At 65.7% G+C, this 20,906-nt stretch carries 20 protein-coding genes; 5 read left to right on the plus strand and 15 right to left on the minus strand.

The features are described from left to right. Positions 1 to 213: 213 nt before the first annotated feature. Together ABIE56_RS17575 and gltB are read right to left on the minus strand one after the other, a co-directional pair. On the minus strand, positions 214 to 1,650 hold the full coding sequence (locus ABIE56_RS17575) for an FAD-dependent oxidoreductase (RefSeq protein ID WP_429245092.1): 1,437 nt from the start codon (positions 1,648 to 1,650) through the stop codon (positions 214 to 216). Next, positions 1,647 to 6,095: a glutamate synthase large subunit gene (gltB, locus tag ABIE56_RS17580; RefSeq protein WP_429245093.1), complete on the minus strand. Its 4,449-nt coding sequence runs from the start codon at positions 6,093 to 6,095 to the stop codon at positions 1,647 to 1,649. The genes ABIE56_RS17575 and gltB overlap by 4 nt, the downstream gene beginning before the upstream one ends. A 243-nt stretch (positions 6,096 to 6,338) precedes the next feature. Here gltB and ABIE56_RS17585 point away from each other — a divergent pair, with 243 nt between their 5' ends. After that, on the plus strand, positions 6,339 to 7,514 hold the full coding sequence (locus ABIE56_RS17585) for a murein hydrolase activator EnvC family protein (protein WP_429245094.1): 1,176 nt from the start codon (positions 6,339 to 6,341) through the stop codon (positions 7,512 to 7,514). A 14-nt stretch (positions 7,515 to 7,528) separates the two neighbouring features. Further along, positions 7,529 to 8,875, plus strand: coding sequence for a S41 family peptidase (locus ABIE56_RS17590; protein ID WP_429245095.1), 1,347 nt, complete (start codon positions 7,529 to 7,531; stop codon positions 8,873 to 8,875). Between the two features lie 94 nt (positions 8,876 to 8,969). On the opposite strand, the gene ABIE56_RS17595 is transcribed toward ABIE56_RS17590, so the two are convergent. From ABIE56_RS17595 to ABIE56_RS17615, 5 genes are all read right to left on the minus strand, one after another. Continuing rightward, positions 8,970 to 9,581: a hypothetical protein gene (locus ABIE56_RS17595; RefSeq protein WP_429245096.1), complete on the minus strand. Its 612-nt coding sequence runs from the start codon at positions 9,579 to 9,581 to the stop codon at positions 8,970 to 8,972. Between the two features lie 5 nt (positions 9,582 to 9,586). Further along, positions 9,587 to 10,339 carry a twin-arginine translocase subunit TatC gene (tatC, locus tag ABIE56_RS17600; RefSeq protein ID WP_429245097.1) on the minus strand — a complete coding sequence of 251 codons (753 nt, stop codon included), beginning with the start codon at positions 10,337 to 10,339 and terminating at the stop codon, positions 9,587 to 9,589. Then, the gene (gene tatB / locus ABIE56_RS17605; RefSeq protein WP_429245098.1) at positions 10,326 to 10,748 is read right to left on the minus strand and encodes a Sec-independent protein translocase protein TatB; all 423 of its coding nucleotides are present in this window, start codon (positions 10,746 to 10,748) and stop codon (positions 10,326 to 10,328) included. Before tatB ends, tatC begins: the two co-directional genes overlap by 14 nt. Positions 10,749 to 10,763: 15 nt before the next feature. Next, a complete protein-coding gene (gene tatA / locus ABIE56_RS17610) occupies positions 10,764 to 11,003 on the minus strand; it encodes a twin-arginine translocase TatA/TatE family subunit (RefSeq protein WP_429245099.1) in 240 nt (79 codons plus the stop codon). A gap of 76 nt (positions 11,004 to 11,079) precedes the next feature. Next, positions 11,080 to 11,769, minus strand: a complete 690-nt coding sequence (locus ABIE56_RS17615) for a lipid-binding SYLF domain-containing protein (RefSeq protein WP_429245100.1) — start codon at positions 11,767 to 11,769, stop codon at positions 11,080 to 11,082. A gap of 108 nt (positions 11,770 to 11,877) precedes the next feature. Here ABIE56_RS17615 and hemH point away from each other — a divergent pair, with 108 nt between their 5' ends. Further along, positions 11,878 to 12,999, plus strand: a complete 1,122-nt coding sequence (hemH, locus tag ABIE56_RS17620) for a ferrochelatase (protein WP_429245101.1) — start codon at positions 11,878 to 11,880, stop codon at positions 12,997 to 12,999. Continuing rightward, the gene (locus tag ABIE56_RS17625) at positions 12,992 to 13,828 is read left to right on the plus strand and encodes an alpha/beta fold hydrolase (protein ID WP_429245102.1); all 837 of its coding nucleotides are present in this window, start codon (positions 12,992 to 12,994) and stop codon (positions 13,826 to 13,828) included. The genes hemH and ABIE56_RS17625 overlap by 8 nt, the downstream gene beginning before the upstream one ends. Positions 13,829 to 14,057: 229 nt before the next feature. On the opposite strand, the gene cyoE is transcribed toward ABIE56_RS17625, so the two are convergent. From cyoE to ABIE56_RS17645, 4 genes are read right to left on the minus strand one after another with little or no spacing between them, the layout of a single operon-like run. Continuing rightward, a complete protein-coding gene (cyoE, locus tag ABIE56_RS17630; RefSeq protein WP_429245103.1) occupies positions 14,058 to 14,975 on the minus strand; it encodes a heme o synthase in 918 nt (305 codons plus the stop codon). After that, positions 14,972 to 16,117, minus strand: coding sequence for a COX15/CtaA family protein (locus tag ABIE56_RS17635; protein WP_429245104.1), 1,146 nt, complete (start codon positions 16,115 to 16,117; stop codon positions 14,972 to 14,974). Before ABIE56_RS17635 ends, cyoE begins: the two co-directional genes overlap by 4 nt. Beyond that, the gene (locus ABIE56_RS17640; RefSeq protein ID WP_429245105.1) at positions 16,117 to 16,677 is read right to left on the minus strand and encodes a hypothetical protein; all 561 of its coding nucleotides are present in this window, start codon (positions 16,675 to 16,677) and stop codon (positions 16,117 to 16,119) included. Before ABIE56_RS17640 ends, ABIE56_RS17635 begins: the two co-directional genes overlap by 1 nt. Next, a complete protein-coding gene (locus ABIE56_RS17645) occupies positions 16,674 to 17,408 on the minus strand; it encodes an SURF1 family protein (RefSeq protein WP_429245106.1) in 735 nt (244 codons plus the stop codon). Before ABIE56_RS17645 ends, ABIE56_RS17640 begins: the two co-directional genes overlap by 4 nt. A gap of 41 nt (positions 17,409 to 17,449) precedes the next feature. Between ABIE56_RS17645 and ABIE56_RS17650 the strand changes: the two genes are divergently transcribed. Then, positions 17,450 to 17,686 (plus strand): twin transmembrane helix small protein, encoded by a 237-nt coding sequence (locus ABIE56_RS17650; protein ID WP_211352661.1) that lies wholly within the window; start codon positions 17,450 to 17,452, stop codon positions 17,684 to 17,686. Between the two features lie 102 nt (positions 17,687 to 17,788). Here ABIE56_RS17650 and nadS read toward each other — a convergent pair whose 3' ends face one another. From nadS to ctaD, 4 genes are all read right to left on the minus strand, one after another. Continuing rightward, positions 17,789 to 18,076 carry a NadS family protein gene (gene nadS / locus ABIE56_RS17655; protein ID WP_429245107.1) on the minus strand — a complete coding sequence of 96 codons (288 nt, stop codon included), beginning with the start codon at positions 18,074 to 18,076 and terminating at the stop codon, positions 17,789 to 17,791. A gap of 163 nt (positions 18,077 to 18,239) precedes the next feature. Next, on the minus strand, positions 18,240 to 19,130 hold the full coding sequence (locus ABIE56_RS17660; protein WP_429245108.1) for a cytochrome c oxidase subunit 3: 891 nt from the start codon (positions 19,128 to 19,130) through the stop codon (positions 18,240 to 18,242). A gap of 32 nt (positions 19,131 to 19,162) precedes the next feature. Then, a complete protein-coding gene (locus tag ABIE56_RS17665) occupies positions 19,163 to 19,288 on the minus strand; it encodes a hypothetical protein (protein WP_429245109.1) in 126 nt (41 codons plus the stop codon). Positions 19,289 to 19,291: 3 nt separating this feature from the next. Next, positions 19,292 to 20,905: a cytochrome c oxidase subunit I gene (gene ctaD, locus ABIE56_RS17670; RefSeq protein WP_429245110.1), complete on the minus strand. Its 1,614-nt coding sequence runs from the start codon at positions 20,903 to 20,905 to the stop codon at positions 19,292 to 19,294. Between the last annotated feature and the right edge of the window lies 1 nt (position 20,906).

The raw sequence follows: 20,906 nt of genomic DNA on the forward strand, positions 1-20,906 counted from the left end.
CCCCTGGGGTGTTGGTGTGTGGCGTGGCCTAATGGGGGGGGGGCGCCCCACCCCCGGCCAGCCCTTTTGTAGGAGCGGGGGGGGGGGGGGGGCGGCGGGGCGCGGCCGCCCCCCCCCCCCCCCCCCCCCCCCCCCCCCCCCCCCGCTCCTACGAGAGCAGGTCACGTCGGCACGATCGCGTCGCCACGAGTCGGGCACGCCGTCGCAGGTTGGTTACGCAGCGACGGTGGTGGCGGCCTTCTTGCCGGCCAGCATGCGCACGATGGATGCAGCGGCTTCGCGGCCGTCGTACACCGCGCGCACCACCAGATCCGCGCCGCGAACGTTATCGCCACCGGCGAAAATTTTTGCGTGGCTGGTCTGGTGCGGCAGGCTGCCTTCCGCGCCGGTCACGATGCGGCCACTGCGATCGCGTGCGATACCAAAGGCATCGCACCAATCCGGCGGGCTCGGCTGGAAGCCAAAGGCCTGGATGACCACGTCCGCACGCAGGTCGGTTTCGCTGCCTTCCACGTTGCGCGGGCGCGGGCGGCCATCGCCATCATCCACCAGCTGGGTTTCCACGACGCGTACGGCCTTGACCTTGCCACCCTCGCCGACCAGCGCCATCGGCTGGCGCTGGAACAGGAAGCGCACGCCTTCCTCGCGGCTGTAGCCCACCTCGCGACGCGAGCCAGGCATGCTGGGTTCGTCGCGACGGTACACGCAGGTGACTGAGGCGGCGCCAAGGCGGATAGCGGTGCGGTTGCAGTCCATGCCGGTATCGCCGCCGCCGAGCACCACCACGTGCTTGCCAGCCAGGTCGTATTCCGGCGCTGGCGGCTGCTCGCGCAGCAGGCGTTCGGTGTTGGCGATAAGGAACGGCAACGCATCGTGCACGCCACCCAGTTCGCGGCCTTCGAGCTGGCCATCGACGTAGGTGTAAGCACCGGTACCGACGAACACCGCGTCGTAATCGTTGAGCAACTCGTCGAACTCGATATCGCGGCCAATCTCGACGCCGAGATGGAAACGCACGCCCATGCCTTCCAGCACGCCGCGGCGCGTCTTCACGATGTTCTTGTCCAGCTTGAACGGCGGAATGCCGAAGGTGAGCAAGCCGCCGATTTCATGCTGGCGATCGAACACGTCGGCGGCGATGCCGGCGCGGCGCAGGCGGTCAGCACAAGCGAGGCCGGCGGGACCGGCGCCCACGATGGCCACGCGCGCACCGGTTTCCTTCACCCGGGAAAGATCCGGGCGCCAGCCCTGGCGGAAGGCCTCATCGGTGACCCAGCGTTCGACGCTACCGATGGTGACCGCGCCAAAATCGCCCTGCTCCAGGGTACACGCGCCTTCGCACAGGCGATCCTGCGGGCACACGCGGCCGCAGATCTCCGGCAACGGATTGGTCTCATGCATGAGCGCCGCGGCTTCAAACAGCCGGCCATCCTGCACCAGCTTCAGCCAGTTGGGGATGTAGTTGTGCACCGGGCACGCATGCTCGCAATACGGGTTGCCGCAATCGATGCAGCGACCCGACTGCGACGACGCCTCGGTGGAGGCGAAATCGCCGGAGATCTCGCCGTAGCCGAGCACGCGGACGGCAACGGGTACCGTGCGCGGCGTCTGCCGCGGGATATCGAGGAAACGGAAGTCCTTCGCACTCATGCCGCGCTCCGCAGTTCTTCGGCCAGGGCATCGAGGCTGGCAGCCTTGGGTTTCACCAGCCAGAAGCGCTGGAGCATGCCGCGGAAATCGCCCAGCACGCGGCGGCCCCACGCGCTATCGGTGAGCTCGGCGTGGCGGGCGATCAGCTGGCGCAGGTGCTGCATGTAATGTTCCATGCCTTCGTGCGAGATGCGCACGATGTCGACGAGTTCATGGTTGTAGCAATCGACGAAGTTGCGCTCGATATCGAGCACGTACGCGAAACCACCGGTCATGCCCGCGCCAAAGTTCAGGCCGGTGCGGCCCAGCACGGCGACGACACCGCCGGTCATGTACTCACAGCAGTGATCGCCGGCACCTTCCACCACGGCCAGCGCACCGGAGTTACGCACCGCGAAGCGCTCACCAGCCTGGCCGGCCGCGAACAGCTCGCCGCCGGTCGCGCCATACAGGCACGTGTTGCCGATGATCGATGCATCCTGGCTCGCGAACGGCGAATCCGCCGGCGGACGAATCACCAGGCGGCCACCGGCCATGCCCTTGCCCACGCCGTCGTTCGCTTCACCGATCAGATCGATGTGCACGCCGGCCGCGTTCCACGCGCCGAGGCTCTGGCCCGCGGCGCCGGTGAGGTGCAGGTTGATGGGACGCTCGGCCATGCCGGCATCGCCCCAGCGCCGTGCCACGTCACCCGACAGGCGCGCGCCAATGGCGCGATCCGTGTTGACGATGGGGTAGCTGAAGGTGCCACCAAGGCCGTCCTTCACCAGGTCGCGCACATCGGCGGAAATACGCGAGGCCAGCGCAGCCGGATCGCGCATCGGGTTACGCGCGAGCGTGCAGGCGAAGTCGACCTTCTCGCCCAGGCCGTCTTCGCCAATGAGCGCGGAAAGGTCCAGGCGCTCCTGCACGGCGGTCACGCCGCCGCGCTGTTCCAGCCGATCGGACTGACCGATGAGTTCCGCCAGCGAGCGCACGCCCAGGCGCGCGAGATGGCGGCGCACATCTTCCGCGATAAAGCGGAAGTAGTTCATCACCATGTCGGGCAGGCCGAGGAAGTGCTTCTGGCGCAGCACGGGGTGCTGCGTGGCCACGCCGGTCGCGCAGTTGTTCAGATGGCAGATGCGCAGGTACTTGCAGCCCAGCGCTACCATGGGGCCGGTGCCGAAGCCAAAGCTCTCCGCGCCGAGCATCGCCGCCTTGATCACATCAAGACCGGTCTTCAGGCCGCCATCGGTCTGCAGGCGCACGCGGCCACGCAGGTCGTTCAGGCGAAGCGTCTGCTGGGTTTCGGCCAGGCCAAGTTCCCACGGCGTGCCGGCGTACTTGATCGACGTGAGCGGGCTCGCGCCGGTGCCGCCGTCGTGGCCGGACACGGTGATGAGATCCGCACCCGCCTTCACCACGCCCGCGGCGACGGTGCCGACGCCCGCGTGCGACACGAGCTTCACCGAGACCAGCGCCTGCGGGTTCACTTCCTTCAGGTCGTGGATCAGCTGGGCGAGGTCTTCGATCGAATAGATGTCGTGATGCGGCGGCGGCGAGATAAGGCCGATGCCGGGCTTGGCATAACGCAGCCGTGCGATGGTCTGATCCACCTTGTGGCCAGGCAGCTGGCCGCCCTCGCCCGGTTTTGCACCCTGCGCGATCTTGATCTGCAGGACTTCGGCGTTGACGAGGTAAGCCGGCGTGACGCCGAAGCGGCCGGACGCCACCTGCTTGATCTTCGACTGGCGATCGGTGCCGTAGCGCGAAGGATCTTCACCGCCTTCACCGGAGTTGCTACGTGCACCGAGGCGGTTCATCGCGATGGCGAGCGCTTCGTGTGCTTCGGGCGAGAGCGCGCCAAGCGACATGCCTGCCGAATCGAAGCGCTTGAGGATCGCTTCAGCCGGCTCGACTTCCTCCAGCGGAATGGGCGTGGCGTCGCGCGGCACGAGCAGGTCGCGCAGCGCCGAGGCCGGGCGCGAATCCACGTAGTGCGCGTACTTCTCGTAATCCTTCCAGTCGCCCGTGCGCACTGCCACCTGCAGGCTGGCGATCACATCGGGGTTGTACATGTGGTACTCGCCGCCATGCACGTACTTGTACAGGCCGCCGGCACGCAGGGCCTGTGCTTCATCCCATGCTTCCGCGGCAAGCAGGCGCTGCTCCTGCTCAAGGTCGGCGAACGTGCTGCCGCCCACGCGCGAAGGCGTGCCCGGGAAGCAAAGCGAGACCACTTCCTTCGACAGGCCCACGATCTCGAACAGCTGTGCACCGCGATAGCCGGCGACGGTGGAGATGCCCATCTTGGAGAGGATCTTCAGCAGACCCTTGCGGATACCACGGCGGTAGTTGCGGCCAATCTCGCGCGGGGCGCCTTCGCCCTTGCGCAGGTGGCCGCTGCGGCCCATGTCGAACAGGCTCTGGTAAGCGAGCCAGGGGTAGATGGCGGTGGCGCCGAAACCGAGCAGGCAGGCGAACTGGTGCGGATCGCGCGGCGTGGCGGTCTCGACCATGATGTTGCACTGACATCGCAGACCCGTTTCCACCAGGCGCGCATGCACCGCGCCCGTGGCGAGCAGCGAATGAATGGGCAACAGGTCGCGGCGTGGGTAGCGGTCGCTGAGGAACACGACCTCGACACCACCGCGCACGGCGGCTTCCACGTCATCGCAGATGCGGTGGATCGCCTGCTCGAGCGTTTCATCCCCGCCATACATCAGATCGAAGCGCGGCGTATTCGCGTACGAGGGGTTGGCCAGGATCTGGCGCAGCTTCCGCTGCGAGAGAATCGGCGAGTTCAGCAGGATCTGCTTCGCGTTCTCCGGCCCCAGGTCGAAAATGTTGCGCTCCTGGCCTATCTGGGTCACCAGCGACATGACCAGCCGCTCGCGCAGCGGATCGATGGGCGGGTTGGTGACCTGGGCGAAGGCCTGGCGGAAGCGATCGAACAGCGGGCGCACCTGGCGCGAGAGCACGGCCATGGGCGTGTCGTCGCCCATCGATCCCGTTGCTTCCGCCTCGGTTTCCGCGATGATCTTGAGCACGGATTCGCTCTCTTCGCGCGAAAGCCCGTACAGCTTCTGGTAGCGGCGCAGCTCTTCCGCGGGCAGCGGCTCGGCGGCCAGGCTGGGATCGATCAGGTCGGATTCGAGGTAGGTCACGCCTTCGCGCAGCCAATCGCGGAACGGCGCGCGTGCGCGGTTGATCGCATCGATATCGGCATCGCGTAGCAAGCGGTGCTCACGGAAATCCACCGCGATCATTTCGCCCGGTGCAAGGCGGCCCTTCGCAACGATGCGCGACGAGGGCACATCCCACAGGCCCGCCTCCGAGGCGACGATGAGGTGGTTATCGTCCGACAGCGCCCAGCGCGCCGGGCGCAGGCCATTGCGGTCGAGCGTGCACGCCGCATAGCGGCCATCGCACATCACCAGGCCCGCCGGGCCATCCCATGGTTCGCTGTGCAGCGCGTAGTACTCGTAGAACGCGGCCAGGTCCTCATCGATATCTTCGCGCGCGGTGTACGCCGGCGGCACGAGCACGCGCATGGCCGTGAGCAGGTCCATGCCACCCATGAGCAGCACTTCCAGCGCGTTATCCAGGCTCTCCGAATCCGAACCATCCTGCGTAACCAGCGGGCCGATATCGGAGAGATCGACCTTGTCCGAACGCATGACCGTGCCGCGCGCCTGCATCCAGCGGCGGTTCGCGCGAATCGTGTTGATCTCGCCGTTATGGGCGAGGAAACGGAATGGCTGCGCCAGGCGCCACTTGGGCGAGGTATTGGTGGAGAAGCGCTGGTGGAACACCACGCAATCGGCGACCAGCGCCGGGTGCTTCAGATCGGGATACACATCGCGCAGGTGTCCTGGGGCCGCCATGGCCTTGTAGCCAATGACCTCGCCCGACAGCGACACCACGTAGAACTGGCGATCGCCCTTCAGTGCCTGCTCGGTGCGGCGGCGCGCACGGAACAGCGCGGCCTCGAACGTCGCGGGTGGCATATCGCCTGGCGCATCGACGAACACCTGGCGCACGAGCGGCATGGAGGATGCGGCGAGCGGACCGCAGGCATCCTTGTTCACGGCGACATCGCGCCATCCAGCGACACGCAGCCCGGCGGCGGCCAGTTCGGTTTCAAATGTAACTACTGCAGTCGCCTGTGTTTCGGCATCGAGGAAGACGACGCCCGCGGCGAACTGCGTGGAAACGGTGATGCCCGCATCGGATGCCAGCGCACGCAGCCACTCGACCGGGCGGCGGATAAGTACGCCGCAACCGTCGCCGCTGATGCCATCGGCGTTCACGCCGCCACGGTGGGAAAGCTTCGCCAGTGCATCAAAAGCGGTGTTTACGAGCTTCGCGCTCGCGTGCCCATCGATCTGCGCGACGATACCGAAGCCGCAGCTGTCGTGTTCAAACGCCTCGTCGTATAGGCGCGGTGTGCCTTGCTTCACCTAACGCCTCCTGTGGCATACGGTTGTGCTGGGAATTTCAGATGCGTACACGTGGCCCCGGGGCCGTGGACCGGCCGACCATCACATGCACGCGAAGGGCATGCCCCCGAAGGTACACACATTTGCCGCGCTGCGTCAAAGCGTTTGGACGTCCGAACGAAAACCTTACGTCTCACGCCCCACGGCACGAGATCGATTCCCCGGTCACGGCGGCCCGGCCACGGGATGGGTCATAATCGGCTGATGCGCCCATACTTCCGCCTGCCCGCCCTCTGCCTTGCCCTCGCCACCGCCAGCCTCGCCCCCATCCCGTCGGCCCACGCCGCCCAGGATGCCAAGGCGCGCGCCGAGCAGGACGAGGCCCGGCAGAAGCTGCAGGGGGTGCGCCAGCAGATCGAAAGCCTGACGAAAGACCAGCGAGAGACCGCGAACGCCCGCGACAGCGCGAACGCCAGCCTGGCGAAAAAGGCCGAAGAGGTCTCGGCCGCCGCGAAAGCGGTCCGTGAAACCGACGGCGAGCTGGCCCAGCGCCAGCAGGACCTGGCCCAGCTGAACGAGCAGCGCGCGGGCATGCAGGCGGAGCTGGAGAAGCACAAGGGCGCCCTGGGCGACTTGCTCCGTGCCACCTACACCCTGGGCCGCGGTTCCGACCTGCAACTGCTGCTGGGCGATGAGGATATCGACCGGATTTCCCGTGCGCTGGCGTATTCACGGTACTTCCAGGAAAACCGGGTCGAGCGGATCAAAGGCCTGCTCGCGGATCTTTCCCGGCTGCAGGATGTCGAAAACGCGATCAGTGCCGAGCAGCAGAAGCTGGAGGCGACCAAGGCCGAGCGTGAAAAGCGTACGGGTGAGTTGGAACGACAGCGCGCCGACCAGCAAAAGCTGGCCGCCGCCGCCGACGCGCAATACAAGGACCAGGGCCAGCGCATGGCCGCCCTGAAACAGAACGAGCAGGACATGAACGCCCTGGTGGGCAAGCTGCAAAAGGTGATCGATGATGCCGCGAAGGCGGCGGAGCCGGCCCCCGCGCCGAAGGGTGTACCGGCCGGCCCGGCGCTGGGCAACCTGCGCGGCAACCTGCCCTGGCCCGCCAACGGCCCGGTGCACGCGTTCGGCAACGGCGTGATCATCGTGGCGCCGCGGGGCAGCGAGGTGAAGGCGGTGGCGCGTGGGCGGGTGGTGTTCGCCAACTTCCTGCGTGGCTACGGCATGATGATCATCGTGAACCACGGCAACGGATTCATGAGCATGTACGGCAACAACGAAACGCTGCTGCACGGCGTGGGCGACATGGTGGAGGCCGGCGAAGCCGTCGGCACCGCCGCGGCGCCTGCCGGCGACAACGGCGCCTATTTTGAGCTGCGCCAGGGTGGCAAACCCATCGATGCGCGCGGCTGGCTAGCAAAAAAGCATTGACCACGGAGAAAGGCATGCGCCAGCACCCCCTTCGCATCGCCCTCGCACTGGCTCTTGCCGGTGTGCTGGCGCTCCCGGCACAGGCCCAGCAGAAAAAGGCCCCGGTGAAGCAACCCGATGCGCCCGCTGCCTCCAGCAGTTCGGCGGCGGCCGTGGCCGCGAAGGCCGACGATAGCGTCGACCTGGATGACATCCGCAACTTCACCCGGGTGTACCACATCATCCAGCAGGCCTACGTGGAAAAGCTGGATAACAAGACGATCATGAAGGCCGCCATCAGCGGCATGCTGCAGAACCTGGACCCGCACAGCGAGTACCTGGACAAGGAGGGCCTGGACGAGCTGGACGAGGACACCACCGGCCAGTACGGCGGCCTCGGCATCGAGGTGCTCCAGGTGGATGGCCTGCTGAAGATCGTATCGCCCATCGACGATACGCCCGCGTCGCGCGCCGGCATCAAACCCGGCGATACGATCCTCAAAGTCGATGGCATGGTCGTCGACCAGCAGAACATCGATGATGCGTTCAAGAAGCTCCGTGGCGATCCGGGCTCGAAGGTGGTCCTCACCATCCTTCACGAAAAATCCGATAAGCCGATCGACATGCCGCTGGTGCGCGAGCGCATCAATGTCACCTCGGTGAAGGTGCGCCAGCTCGATCCGGGCTACGTGTATATCCGCCTGAGCCAGTTCCAGGAGGACACGGCCACGGATCTGGAGAAGAAGCTCGGCGACTACATCAAAAAGAACGGCGCGCCGCGCGGCGCGGTGCTCGACTTGCGCTCGAACCCGGGCGGCTTGCTCACCACCGCCGTTGGCGTGGCCGATGCGTTCCTGGATTCCGGCACGATCGTGACCACGAAGGGCCGCCTGCCCGATGCAAACCTGCACTTTGATGCGCACCCCGGCGATATGCTCAACGGCGCACCCATGGTGATCCTTGCCGATAACGGCACGGCCTCGGCGGCGGAAATCGTTTCGGGCGCACTGAAGGACAACCATCGCGCGCTGATCATGGGCCGCCGCACATTCGGCAAGGGCGTGGTGCAGACCGTGCTGCCGCTGGACCAGGACAGCGCGGTGAAGATCACCACGGCGCGCTATTACACGCCGAACGGCACGTCCATCCAGGCCGAAGGCATCAAGCCGGATATCGCGCTGGCCGACCTCGCGGTAAACAAGAGCGACACGGCACCGTCGCTGATCGGCTCCGAGGCGGATCTACCGAACCACCTGGCAAATGAGAAGGCCTCGGCTGACGACAAGGCGTCCAGCGATGATGACGGAAAGCTGGCGCTGGAGGATTACGCGCTGTCGCAGGCGTTGAATGTGCTGAAGGGTCTTTCGCTCAATCGGCGGTAGCGGCTACACCGCTCTGTTGGCTTTTCGCGCGCAAGCGCGCTCCTACAATGCCTGCGCAGGTCTCGTGTAGGAGCGCGCTTGCGCGCGATCCCAGCTACCAGAACTTCCACCAGGGCCGCGCGGAGCGGGCCATGCGCCGGCGCAGCCGGCGTGAGGTGGCGCGGGGGATCGGCTCCTGGCCGATCTTCCAGCCCTCGAAAGCCGGCACGCCGTAAGCGCCCGCGCCGAACTCGTACTCGAACCCTGTCACGGTTTCAGCTAGTTCGACGGGCAAGGCGTGGAAGCAGTCCACATCTTCGCCGGCTTCGTCCGCTGCGTCCTGTTCAGATTCAAAGCGGGCATGCAATACATCGAACGGTGGCGGCAGCTCGCCGCTGGTGACCAGCACGCGCACCGCGCTTTCGGCATTGTGTTCGACATGCCAGGCTGGCTTGCCGTTTTCGTACGCGGTCGCGACGCTCACCGAGGCTTCGTCCCACTGCACGCCGATGACCTTGCAGCCCTGCGATAGCGGCAACAGCGAGTCTTCGGTAAGCAGCGGTGACGCAAAGCGGGTAATGACCACGAACCAGCCGCTGGGCAATGCGATGGACATGCCGCGCTGGGGATGGGAGGCCGTGTCTTCGGTGCGCACGAGTTCGAGCTCGGCGAGCACCGCCGGGCCATCCTTACCCTTCACCGCCAGCCAGCCGCGGCTCCCGGCCATCGCGCTTACTCCCGTGTGGGGGTCTTCAGCAGGAATCGTACGGAAAGCAGGCCTACTTCATAGAGCAGGCACATCGGGACCGCAAGCATGACCATGGAAAGCAGGTCGGGCGGGGTGATGAAGGCGGCGATGGCAAATGCGCCGACGATGGCGTAACCACGTCCCTTGCTGAGCTTCTCGGCATCCACCACGCCGATGGCGGCGAGGATCACGACGGCGACGGGCACCTCGAAACAAAGCCCGAACGCGAAGAACATCAGGGTCACGAAATCGAGGTAATGCGTGATGTCCGTCATCATGGCCACGCCCTCGGGGGTGACCGCGTTGAGGAACTTGAACGCCGCGGGCATCACGACGAAATAGGCAAACGCACAGCCTGCGTAGAACAGCACCAGCGACGCGACCAGCAGCGGCCGCGCCAGGCGCTTTTCATGCTTGTACAGGCCGGGGCTCACGAACGACCACAGCTGGTACAGGATCATCGGCATGCTGATGAACAGCGCGACGTAGAAGGCGAGCTTTAGCGGCGTGACGAACGGGCTGGCGACCTCGGTGGCAATCAGATGCGCACCGTTCGGCATCTTTTCGACCAGCGGCTTGGCCAGCTCGGCGTACAGGTGGTTGGCCATGGGCACCAGGGCCAGCAACACCACAAGCAGCACCACGATCGCCCGCATCAGGCGGCTGCGCAGTTCGATCAGGTGGGAAAACAGGCCTTGCTCGAGCTCATCTTCGGCCGACGGATCACGTGCGGTCATTCGGTTCGTTCCGGCCGGGCGCATCGCCCTGGTTCAGCGGGAGCATGTCGCGCTCCGGGTCGGGCTCGCGCCGGCCCGCGTGGGCGGACTGGGCATCGGTGTAGGCATCGCGCACCTGGGCGCTGGTGTCCTTGAAGGGATCGGCCACGGTGCTGCTGGCGTCGCGAAAACCCTTCTGGACGTCTTCCTGGGCGGCCTTGGCACTTTCGGCCGTTTCCCGCAGCGTACGCTTGATCTCCTCGGCCTGGATCTCGCGCTCCACCTCGGAGCGGACGCTATCCCAGCCGTTGCGCACACGGCGCAGCAGCGCGCCCGCCGTACGGGCGGCGTGCGGCAGGCGCTCGGGGCCAAGGACAATCAGCGCCACCAGTGCGAGCAGCAGCAGCTTGCCGAAGCTGATCTCGATCATGGGGCGAGCCGGGGCTTACGGATTGCGGTCGTGGGTCTCGGTGCTGTCGCGCCGGACGTTTTCCTGCGTGGACGTGCTTTCGGCACGCAGCTTCTCGGCATCGCGGCGGCGCTGCTCTTCCTCGTCGCCGCCATCCATGCCCTTCTTGAAGTCGCGCATGGCACCGCCCAGGTCCGAGCCGATGTTACGCAGCTTCTTCGTGCCGAAGATCAACACGACGACAAGCAGCAGGAGGACGATATGGGTAATGCTCATGGGAACCTCTGGGCACCCCCTGGGGCACCGGTGGGACGAAGGCGGGACCCGTTGGGGGACCCGCCCGGGAGGGGACTCACTTCTGAGTGTACTCCTCGAGTTTATCCCGGAATGCGTTCACCTCGCTTGGAACATTCGTGACGCCGCCCTCAAAGATCCGGCGCGGCGTGATGCCCGAGCCATAAATCTCCTCGTTCGAGTCGTCATCGATGCTGATCCGCGAGCCATCCAGCGAGATGCCGGCAAACAGGCCCTTGGCGCGCGAATAGGTATAAATTTCCGCGTTCATCTTGCCGTTCGTGGCCGCCATGGCCGAGCGACCCACCGGGCCGGCGGCCGCGGAGGCGCTGGCGCCCATGGTGAACTGGCCATCGATGATCTGGTCCACGCCCTTGTGGGTGCGGAACACCAGGATCACGTCGATCGACTGGATACCGGCCTGGAAACCCACGCCGGCGGCGGCCGTGGAGATGAAGTTCGGGTTGGACCACTCACCCGTGCAGTCCTTGCGTTCGGCGATCAGGCCTTCGCCCTTGGCGCCGGAAAACACGAAACCACCCTTCACCATGCCCGGGATGATGGCCACGGCGCAGGCGTTCTTCAGCAGGTCGGTCGGAAGCGACTTGTCCGGGGCGTCGTTGATCATTTCATCCAGCACACGCACGGCTTCGGTGGCCTGCTTGCGCGGCGGATCGGCGGCCTGGGCGGCCATGGAGGGCAGCAGCGCGGCGAGGCCAAGGGCAAGCAGGGAAACGCGTGAGGTCATGGGTGGCTCCTTTTGAACGCTTTAGGCAGGATCCGGGACATGCTGCCGCAGGAGCCGCACGCCTGCGTATGGCAGACTCAGCGGATCCCCAGCGAAATACCGAATCCGATGCCAGGTACCCCGAACTATACCGGCCTGAACGAGCATTCCCATGACCTCCCAGCCAGGTCAGCGGTGCTCCTGGTTAATCTTGGTACACCTGACGCGCCCACCGCGGCCGCGGTGCGGCCTTACCTTGCTGAATTCCTTGGCGATCCCCGGGTCATCGAGTACCCGCGGCTGCTCTGGAAGCTGATCCTCCACGGGATCATCCTGAGGATTCGCCCAAAGCGCTCGGCCCACGCCTACCAGCGCATCTGGACCGCCGAAGGTTCGCCATTGCGTGTGGGCAGCGAGGCGCTGGCCGCCTCGTTGGGTGCTGAGCTGGCCCGGCGGCGCCCCGGCCCGGTGACCGTGGCCCTGGCCATGCGCTACGGGAAGCCCTCCGTCGCCGATACCGTCGCCAAACTGCAACGCGAGGGCGTCCGCCGGCTGCTCGTGCTCCCCCTCTACCCGCAGTACTCCGCCACCAGCACCGGCAGCGTGTTCGATGCCGTGGCCGATACGGTGAAGGGCCTGCGCTGGCCGCCCGAATTGCGCCAGGTCAACGATTACCACGACGATCCGGCGTACATCGCTGCGCTGACCGCTAGCGTGCGCGCCCATTGGGAAACCCACGGCCGCGGCGACAAGCTGTTGATGAGCTTCCACGGCATCCCCGAGCGCTATACCCGCGCGGGAGATCCGTATTACTGCCAGTGCCACGCCACCGCACGCCTGCTGCGCGAGGCGCTCGGTCTTTCGGAAGACGAAGCCATCTTCAGCTTCCAGTCGCGCGTGGGGCGTGAGCGCTGGCTGCACCCCTACACGGATGAAACGGTGAAAGCGCTGGGTGCGAAGGGCATCAAACGACTGGACGTGATCAGCCCGGGCTTCGCCGTCGATTGCCTTGAAACGCTGGAAGAGATCGCCATGCAGAACGCGGAGTTCTTCCGCGAGGCGGGGGGCGAAACGTTGAGCTACATCCCCTGCCTTAACTCGGCACCGGCCCACGTCGATGCCCTGGCCGATCTGGTCCTCAAGCACACGCAGGGCTGGCCGGAATTCGATCCCGCCTATGACGCAGCCGCCGAGGCCGTAAAGCTGGCCGCCGCGCGTGAGCGCGCGCGGAAGGCAGGCGCCGGTGCGTGAGCTGAAGGTATCTATCCCAGGGCTCGAGCTCGGCGGCCTTGCGTGGGGTGAACCCGATGCGCAGCCTTTGCTCATGGTCCACGGCTGGCTGGATAACGCCGCGAGCTTCGCCCTGCTGGCACCGAAGCTTGCCGACCGCTTCCACGTCATTGCACTGGACCTCCCAGGGCACGGCCATTCCTCACACTTGCCCGAGTCCACCATCTATCAGCACGTGGATTACGTGCGCGCCATGCTCGCCGCGGCCGATGCGCTCGCCCTGCCCCGTTTCCACCTGCTTGGCCATTCGCTCGGCGCCGGTGTGGCGACGATGCTGGCCATCGCGGCCCCGGAGCGGGTGCGCGGATTGGCGTTGATCGAAGGCCTCGGCCCGCTCGGTGATGACGATTCACGCACGCTCGATCGCTTCCGTGAGGCGATGGCGTTGAAGGCCACGGGCAACCGGCCACTCCGTGTGTTCCCGACCATCGAATCCGCTGCCGAAGCGCGCGCCCTGGCAAGCGGCCTGGCGCCGGAGCTCGGCCGCTATATCGTCGAGCGCGGTATGAACGCCGTCAATGGCGGCTACAGCTGGCGCAGCGATGCGCGACTGTCGCGGCCGACCGCCGTGCGGCTGGCGGAAACGCAGGTGATGGCGCTGCTGCTGGGTCTTGCGGCCCCCACCTCACTACTGCTCGCGAATCCGCACCCGCCGTACCTCGAGCCGGATTCGCTGCAGGTGCGCATCGATTGCGTGGAGAACATCCGCGTCACGCATATGGATGGCGGGCACCACCTGCATCTTGAGCACCCCGACGCCGTCGCCAACTGGGTGCACGCTGCGTTTTGACGTCGAAAGCCCTGTAGGAGCGGGGGGGGGGGGGGGGGGGGGGGCGCGGGCCCCCCCCCCCCCCCGCGGGGGCGGGGGGGGGCGGGGGGGGGGGGGGGGGGCGGGGGGGGCGGGGGGGGGGGGGGGGGGGGGCCGCCCCCCCCCCCCGCCCCCCCCCCCCCCCCCCCCCCCCCCCCCCCCCCGCTCCTACAGGGATGCCGCGGCAAGTCGTGCGGCAGGGGGCACGCCGTCAGACAATCGGCTCGAAACGCACCGGCAAATGCACCATCGGCTCCACCAGCCAGTGATCGGCCAGCAGGAACGCGAACAACACCATCAGGTAAATGATGGAGTAGTTGAACATCTTCATCGGGAAGAAGTCGTCGGTAGAGCTGAACAACCGCACCGCGTACCAGAGGAAGCCAATGCCGAGCACCACCGCGCCGAACAGGTAGATAAGGCCGTTCATGCCGGTAAGGAACGGCAGCAGCGTCACGAGGAACAACAGCACGGTGTAGAAGAAGATGTGCCAGCGGGTGAACTTCACCCCGTGGGTCACCGGCAACATCGGCACCTGCGCACGCGAATAGTCATCCACGCGGAAGATCGCCAGCGCCCAGAAGTGCGGCGGGGTCCACACGAAGATGATCAGCAAAAGCTGTAGCGCATACGGGTGCAGCGAACCGGTCACCGCCGTCCAACCCAGCACGGGCGGCGCGGCACCAGCGAGGCCGCCAATCACGATGTTCTGCGGGGTCGCGCGCTTCAGGTAAGCGGTATAGATGACCGCATAGCCGATCAGCGAGAAGAACGTCAGCACCGCGGTAAGCGTGTTCACGAGGAACACCAGGATCAGCATCGAAATGATGCCCAGGGTCATCGCGAAGACGAACACCTTCATGGGCGTGAGCTCACCCGTGGCCAGCGGCCGGTGCGAGGTGCGCGCCATGATCTTGTCGATGCGCTGGTCGATCAGGTGATTGAACGCGGCGGCCGACGCCGAGGCCAGCCAGATGCCCAGCGTGCCGAAGATGCCCGATTGCCACGTGGGCAGCACGCGGTTCCCATCCGAATCCACCGCCAGGAACATGCCGATGACCGCGCAGAAGACCAGCAGCGCGACGACGCGCGGCTTGGTCAGTTCCAGGTATTGCTTGAACTTGGTCACAGGGACTCCGACGGCAGGCGTTGCGTGCTGGCAAGGGCCGCGAGCAGGGTAAACAGGAGCAGCGCGGCTACGCCATTGTGCGCCGTGGCCATCGGCAGCGGCAGGCCCAGATGCACATTGCCGATGCCCAGCAGTACCTGCGCGATCAGCACCACCGCCACGGCGATACCCACCTTACGCAGGCCGGCGCGCGCGAGCTTGTGCGAAAGCCACGCCAGGTAGAGGAAGGTGACGCCGGCACCAATGCGGTGCGCCATCTGGATAGCGCTGCGCGCGGCCATATCTAGCACGCCGCCTTCATAGTTCACGCCGATGCCGCGCCAGAGGATAAAGGCCTCGTGGAAATCGGTATCTGGCCACCACTGGCCCAGGCACTTGGGGAAATCGGTGCCGCAGGCGAGTGCCGCATAGTTCGTGCTGGTCCAGCCGCCCAGGGTGATCTGGCATACAAGGACCACGATGCCGACGGTGACCGGCAGGCGCAGCGCGGCGAAGCGCTCGTCACGCGTGCCCACGCCCCACCAGCGCAACGCCGCCCAGGCGAGCAGTGCAAACGTCGCCAGGCCGCCAAGCAGGTGCGCGGTGACGATGATCGGCTTCACCAGCAACGTCACCGTCCACATGCCAAGCATGGCCTGGAAGATGATGACCGCCAGTGCGGCGATGCCCACGCGCCAGGCGCCCGGGCGATCGAGTGTCGCTGCGGCGATGAGCGGCAACGCGATCGCCAGCGCCGAAAGAATGGACGACACCACGTACGCGCCACGCATGTACAACACGACGCCGATGGCGGCGAACACCGCCGCGACGATCACGGCAGCTACGGCCATTTTGCGGCGCCATGCGGCGATCAGCGCGATGGCCAGCACCATGAAGCCCAGGCTGCCCGCAAGGAAGCGGTGGACCTGTTCACGCCACGCCTTGTGATCTTCGTACGGACGATCGGGGAACGCTTCGTTCGCCTGCGCGATGTCATGGGCGTGGCCGGGCCAGGTGACCTTGCCGTAACAGGTAGGCCAATCCGGGCAGGACAGGCCGGCGTTGGACAGGCGCACGAACGCGCCGAACATCACCACGCAGAACGCGAAGATCGCGGCCAGCAGGGCCAGGGTGCGCAGGGCTTTCAAGGCGCGGGGGGACATCAGCGGATCACCTTCTGCAGATCCTTGCGCAGGCCGTTCGGGTCGAAACCCGCCGGGTACCACGCCAGCGCGGTGGCATTGGATTCCACCAGCACAACCGCGACGGTATCGGGCGTGCTGGGACGGAACGGGGCAAACGTGTTGGCCGGCTCGATGCCGAGCGCATAATCGGACATGACGGCCTGCGCATCCGTGGACGCGGGCGCAGCGCCGATATAGAGCAGGCGCAGGCGATCGGCATTACGGTTGAGTACGATGCGCGCATTGCGCACGAGCCCCAGCGTTTTCAGGCATTCGGCCGCGCAACCAGGGCCCGGCAGCACGACGAGGGTAAGTCGCGGCTCGATGTCACGCCACGCCCACGGCTTGCCGCCGACATCGACGCGCACGCCCTCAAACGAACGCTGTGGCAGGATCGGCTGGCCATTGCCCTTGCCGGTCGGCTGCCAGCCAGTCAGCGTCAGGATGCCCGCGGCCACGATCGGCGCAAGGAACACCAGCATGATCAGCACCAGCTTCAGGCGGCCCGAACGGGCGGGTTGGGCTTGCGGTTGGTTCATGGGTTCTCGTTGCGCGGGCGGGGCCGCCGGTTGCGGTGGAGAAGAAGGAAGATCACGACCGCGGCAAACGCGAAGGTGAACCATTGGAAAGCGTAGGCACGGTGGCGCGCGGGGGGCATGACCGCCGGCGTCCACTCGCGCGCATAGATCGTGGCCGGATCGGCATCGAGCAGCAGCACGCGAGGATACAGCGAGCGGTGCAGGTCAGCGGCGACCTCGGTCAGGTCCACGTAGACGACCGATTTATCCGGCCCCTTCTGCTCCGGGAGGCGATCGCCCCCCAACCGGATGCCCACACCCGGCGGCGGCACGTACAGCCCGCGCAGTGTCAGTGGTGCCTCGGGGACCGGCGGTAGCCGCGGCGAGGCACCGGCTTCGCGCGGAAGAAACCCGAGATCGACCAGTACGGCGTGGTTATCGCCGTGCGGCAAGAACGCGGCATAGACGTGCACACCCACCTGACCGGCGCGGGTCTGGTCGTCCAGGACGTAGCGGTGACCCGGGATGAAAACGCCCGAGACATCCACGCGCGGGTACCGATCCGCAGGCGGGTTGGCCGCCACATGGCCAAAGACCTCGGCAGGCGCCTCGCTGGCTGCGGCGTAGCGCCGCAGCAGTTCATCTTTCTCGGCCGCCCGGTCCAGCTGCCAGATGCCCAGGCGCACGAAAACCAGCACTCCCGCCACGGTAAGTGCGACAGCGAACCACGTCGGACGGCGCAGAAAGCTCATGCAAAGCCCCGCGTGCCCACCGCTATACTCGGATTGTCGCAATGAAGCGGAACGGTCACGTGGAAACCATCTACAAATACGCGCTGGTGGTCCTGCTCCTGGTGGTGCTGTTCAACCTGGGCCAGGCGCTGTTCTTCATGATGACCGACAAGGGCCAGAGCAAGCGCACCGTATGGGCCCTTACCCGCCGAATCGGCCTTTCCCTGCTGCTCATCGCCATGGTGGCGCTGGGCATCTTCATGGGGTGGCTGCACCCGCACGACGTGGGCCAATTCTAACCCGCCCCCTTCCCGCACCAAGGCGCGGTGCGGCAAAGTGCGGCAATCGGCCCCATGCCCCGGCCCCCTGGCCTGTAGGAGCGCGCTTGCGCGCGATCGGGCCTAGCCGACCAACGCAGCCATCACATGCTGCGGATCGTTCCGAATAGCCCGCAGCAACGCCCGCGCCGGCCCGGTAGGCTCGCGCCGCCCCTGCTCCCAGTTGCGCAACGTGCCCACATCCACATCGAGCACCTTGGCGAAGTTGGGCTGCGAAAGCCCGGTGCTCTCACGAATGGCCTTGATGGTGGCCGGGTCGACGTGGAACTCGCGGGACGGCGCGCGCTTTCCGCGGTGGATCTCGTCCATCTGCTGGACGCTTTCGAGAAGCTCATCGAAGAAAGTGTTCATAGAAACTCCTCTGCACGTCAGTCGTGGTTCGTCGTCACGACACGAAAGACGCATAGTGCGCCAATGACTTACGTACGTCAATGACTCACTACGGAGTAACCGCGCTCAGAAAAGAAAACCCGCCAAACGGCGGGTTTCTCTGGTAACGAATATCAACGCTCGATCAGAGCACGTAGACGAACAAGAACAACGCCAGCCACACCACGTCGACGAAGTGCCAGTACCACGCCACGGCCTCGAAGCCGAAGTGGTCATCCTTCGTGAAATGGCCCTTGGCGCAGCGCACCCAGATGATCGCCAGCATGATCGTGCCCAGCGTCACGTGCATGCCGTGGAAACCCGTGAGCATGAAGAACGTAGCGCCGTAGACACCACTGCCCAGCGTCAGGTTGAAGTGCTCGTACGCCTCCGCGTATTCGTGCGCCTGGCAGAACAGGAAGGTGGCGCCCAACAGCACGGTGGCGCCCAGGCCGATCAGCAGCGCCTTGCGGTGCCCCGCCTTCAGCGCGTGGTGCGCGATGGTGATGGTCACGCCCGACGACAGCAGGATGAGCGTGTTCAGCAGGGGCAGGCCCCATGCCGCGATGGTGTGGAACGAACCACCGATCTTGTCGGGGCCGCCACCGCCGGAAGCACCCCAGGCCGCGCTGTAGTTCTCCCACACGAACTGGTGGGTGAGCACGCCGTGGCCTTCGCCACCCAGCCAGGGCACGGAGAAGATGCGGGCGTAGAACAGGGCGCCGAAGAAGGCGCCGAAGAACATGACCTCGGAGAAGATGAACCACATCATGCCCATGCGGAACGAGCGGTCCACCTGGCCGTTGTAGTTGCCCGCCATCGATTCGTTGATGACCGAGCGGAACCAGCCGAAGAACATGCCCAGGATCATGACCAGGCCGACCCAGAACACGGTCTTGCCAAAGCCGGATTCACCGGGTTCCGCATTGAGCCAGTGCGCGGCACCGAACACGGTGACGAACATGGACACGGCGGCCACGATGGGCCACTGGCTCTTGCTCGGTACGTAATAAGCGTCGTGTTGCTGGTGACCCATGCTGGTTTCCCGTGGAAGTCGCTTGTTGGCCGTTACAGCTTCAACATCTGCACGATCGACAGGACGAAGATGCCCAGCGCCACGCCGCCCGCGATCCACGCGGTGCGGCGGGCGCGCTTGCGCCGTTCATCCATTGCGTTGTCGACCATGGCATTCATCGATCAATGATCCGTGTGGCCGTGCGCCAGCTCGTCATCATGGATGACCGGCGGCACATCGAAGGTGTGATGCGGCGCCGGCGACGGCACCGTCCACTCCAGGCCCTTCGCGCCTTCCCACGAGCGATCCGCGGCCTTCTTCTTCGAGAAGTACACGCAGTGCACGATGACGCCCAGGAAGATCAGCTGCGAGGCGCCGAACCAGAAGCCGCCGATCGAGCTGATCATGTTGAAGTTGGCGAAGGCCACGTTGTAGTCCGGGATACGGCGCGGCATTCCGGCCAGGCCCAGGAAGTGCTGCGGGAAGAACAGCACGTTGACCGAGATGACGCTGGACCAGAAATGGATCTTGCCCCAGGTCTCGCTGTACATGTTGCCCGACCACTTCGGCAGCCAGTAGTACGCGGCGGCCATGATCGAGAAGGCGGCACCGGTGACCAGCACGTAATGGAAGTGCGCGACCACGAAGTACGTATCGTGGTACTGGAAATCCGCCGGGGCCAGCGCCAGCATCAGGCCGGAGAAGCCGCCGATCGTAAACAGGATGACGAACGCGATGGAGAACAGCATCGGCGTCTCGAACGTCATCGAGCCGCCCCACATCGTGCTCACCCAGTTGAACACCTTCACGCCCGTCGGCACCGCGATGAGCATGGTGGCGTACATGAAGAAGATTTCCGCGCCCATCGGCAGGCCCACGGCGAACATGTGGTGGGCCCAGACAATGAACGAGAGGAAGGCGATCGATGCGATGGCGAACACCATGGCCTTGTAGCCGAAGATCGGCTTGCGGGCGAAGGTGGGGATGATCTCCGAGATGATCCCGAACGCCGGCAGGATCATGATGTACACCTCGGGGTGCCCGAAGAACCAGAAGATGTGCTGGTACAGCACCGGGTCACCGCCACCGGCGGCGTTGAAGAAGTTGGTGTGGAAGTACTTGTCGGTGAGCAACATGGTCACCGCACCGGCCAGCACCGGCATCACCGCGATCAGCAGGAACGCCGTGATCAGCCAGCTCCACACGAACACCGGCATCTTCAGCAGGTCCATGCCCGGGGCACGCATGTTGAGGATGGTGGCGATGATGTTGATCGCGCCCATGATCGAGCTGATACCCATCAGGTGGACCGCGAACACCACGTAGGCGATGGACTCACCCTGCAGCGACAGCGGCGGGTACATGGTCCAGCCACCGGCGGGGCCGCCACCCGGCATGAACAGCGTGCTGAGCAGCAGCGTGAACGCGAACGGCATGATCCAGAACGACAGGTTGTTCATGCGCGGCAGCGCCATGTCCGGCGCGCCGACCATGAGCGGGATCATCCAGTTCGCCAGGCCCACGAACGAGGGCATGATGGCGCCGAAGATCATCACCAGCGCATGCATCGTCGTCATTTCATTGAAGAAATACGGCTGCACGAGCTGCATGCCCGGCTTGAACAGTTCCGCGCGGATCACCATCGCGAAAGCGCCGCCGATGAAGAACATCAGCAGGGCGAAAACCAGATAAAGCGTGCCGATGTCCTTGTGGTTCGTGGACATCACCCAGCGCTGGAAGAATCCCTGCGGGGCTCCGTGGTGATCGTGGTGGTCGTGGGTGGCATCGTGCGCCATG

The sequence above is a fragment of the Luteibacter sp. 621 genome (genome assembly GCF_050435445.1).
In the GTDB taxonomy this organism is placed as follows: domain Bacteria; phylum Pseudomonadota; class Gammaproteobacteria; order Xanthomonadales; family Rhodanobacteraceae; genus Luteibacter.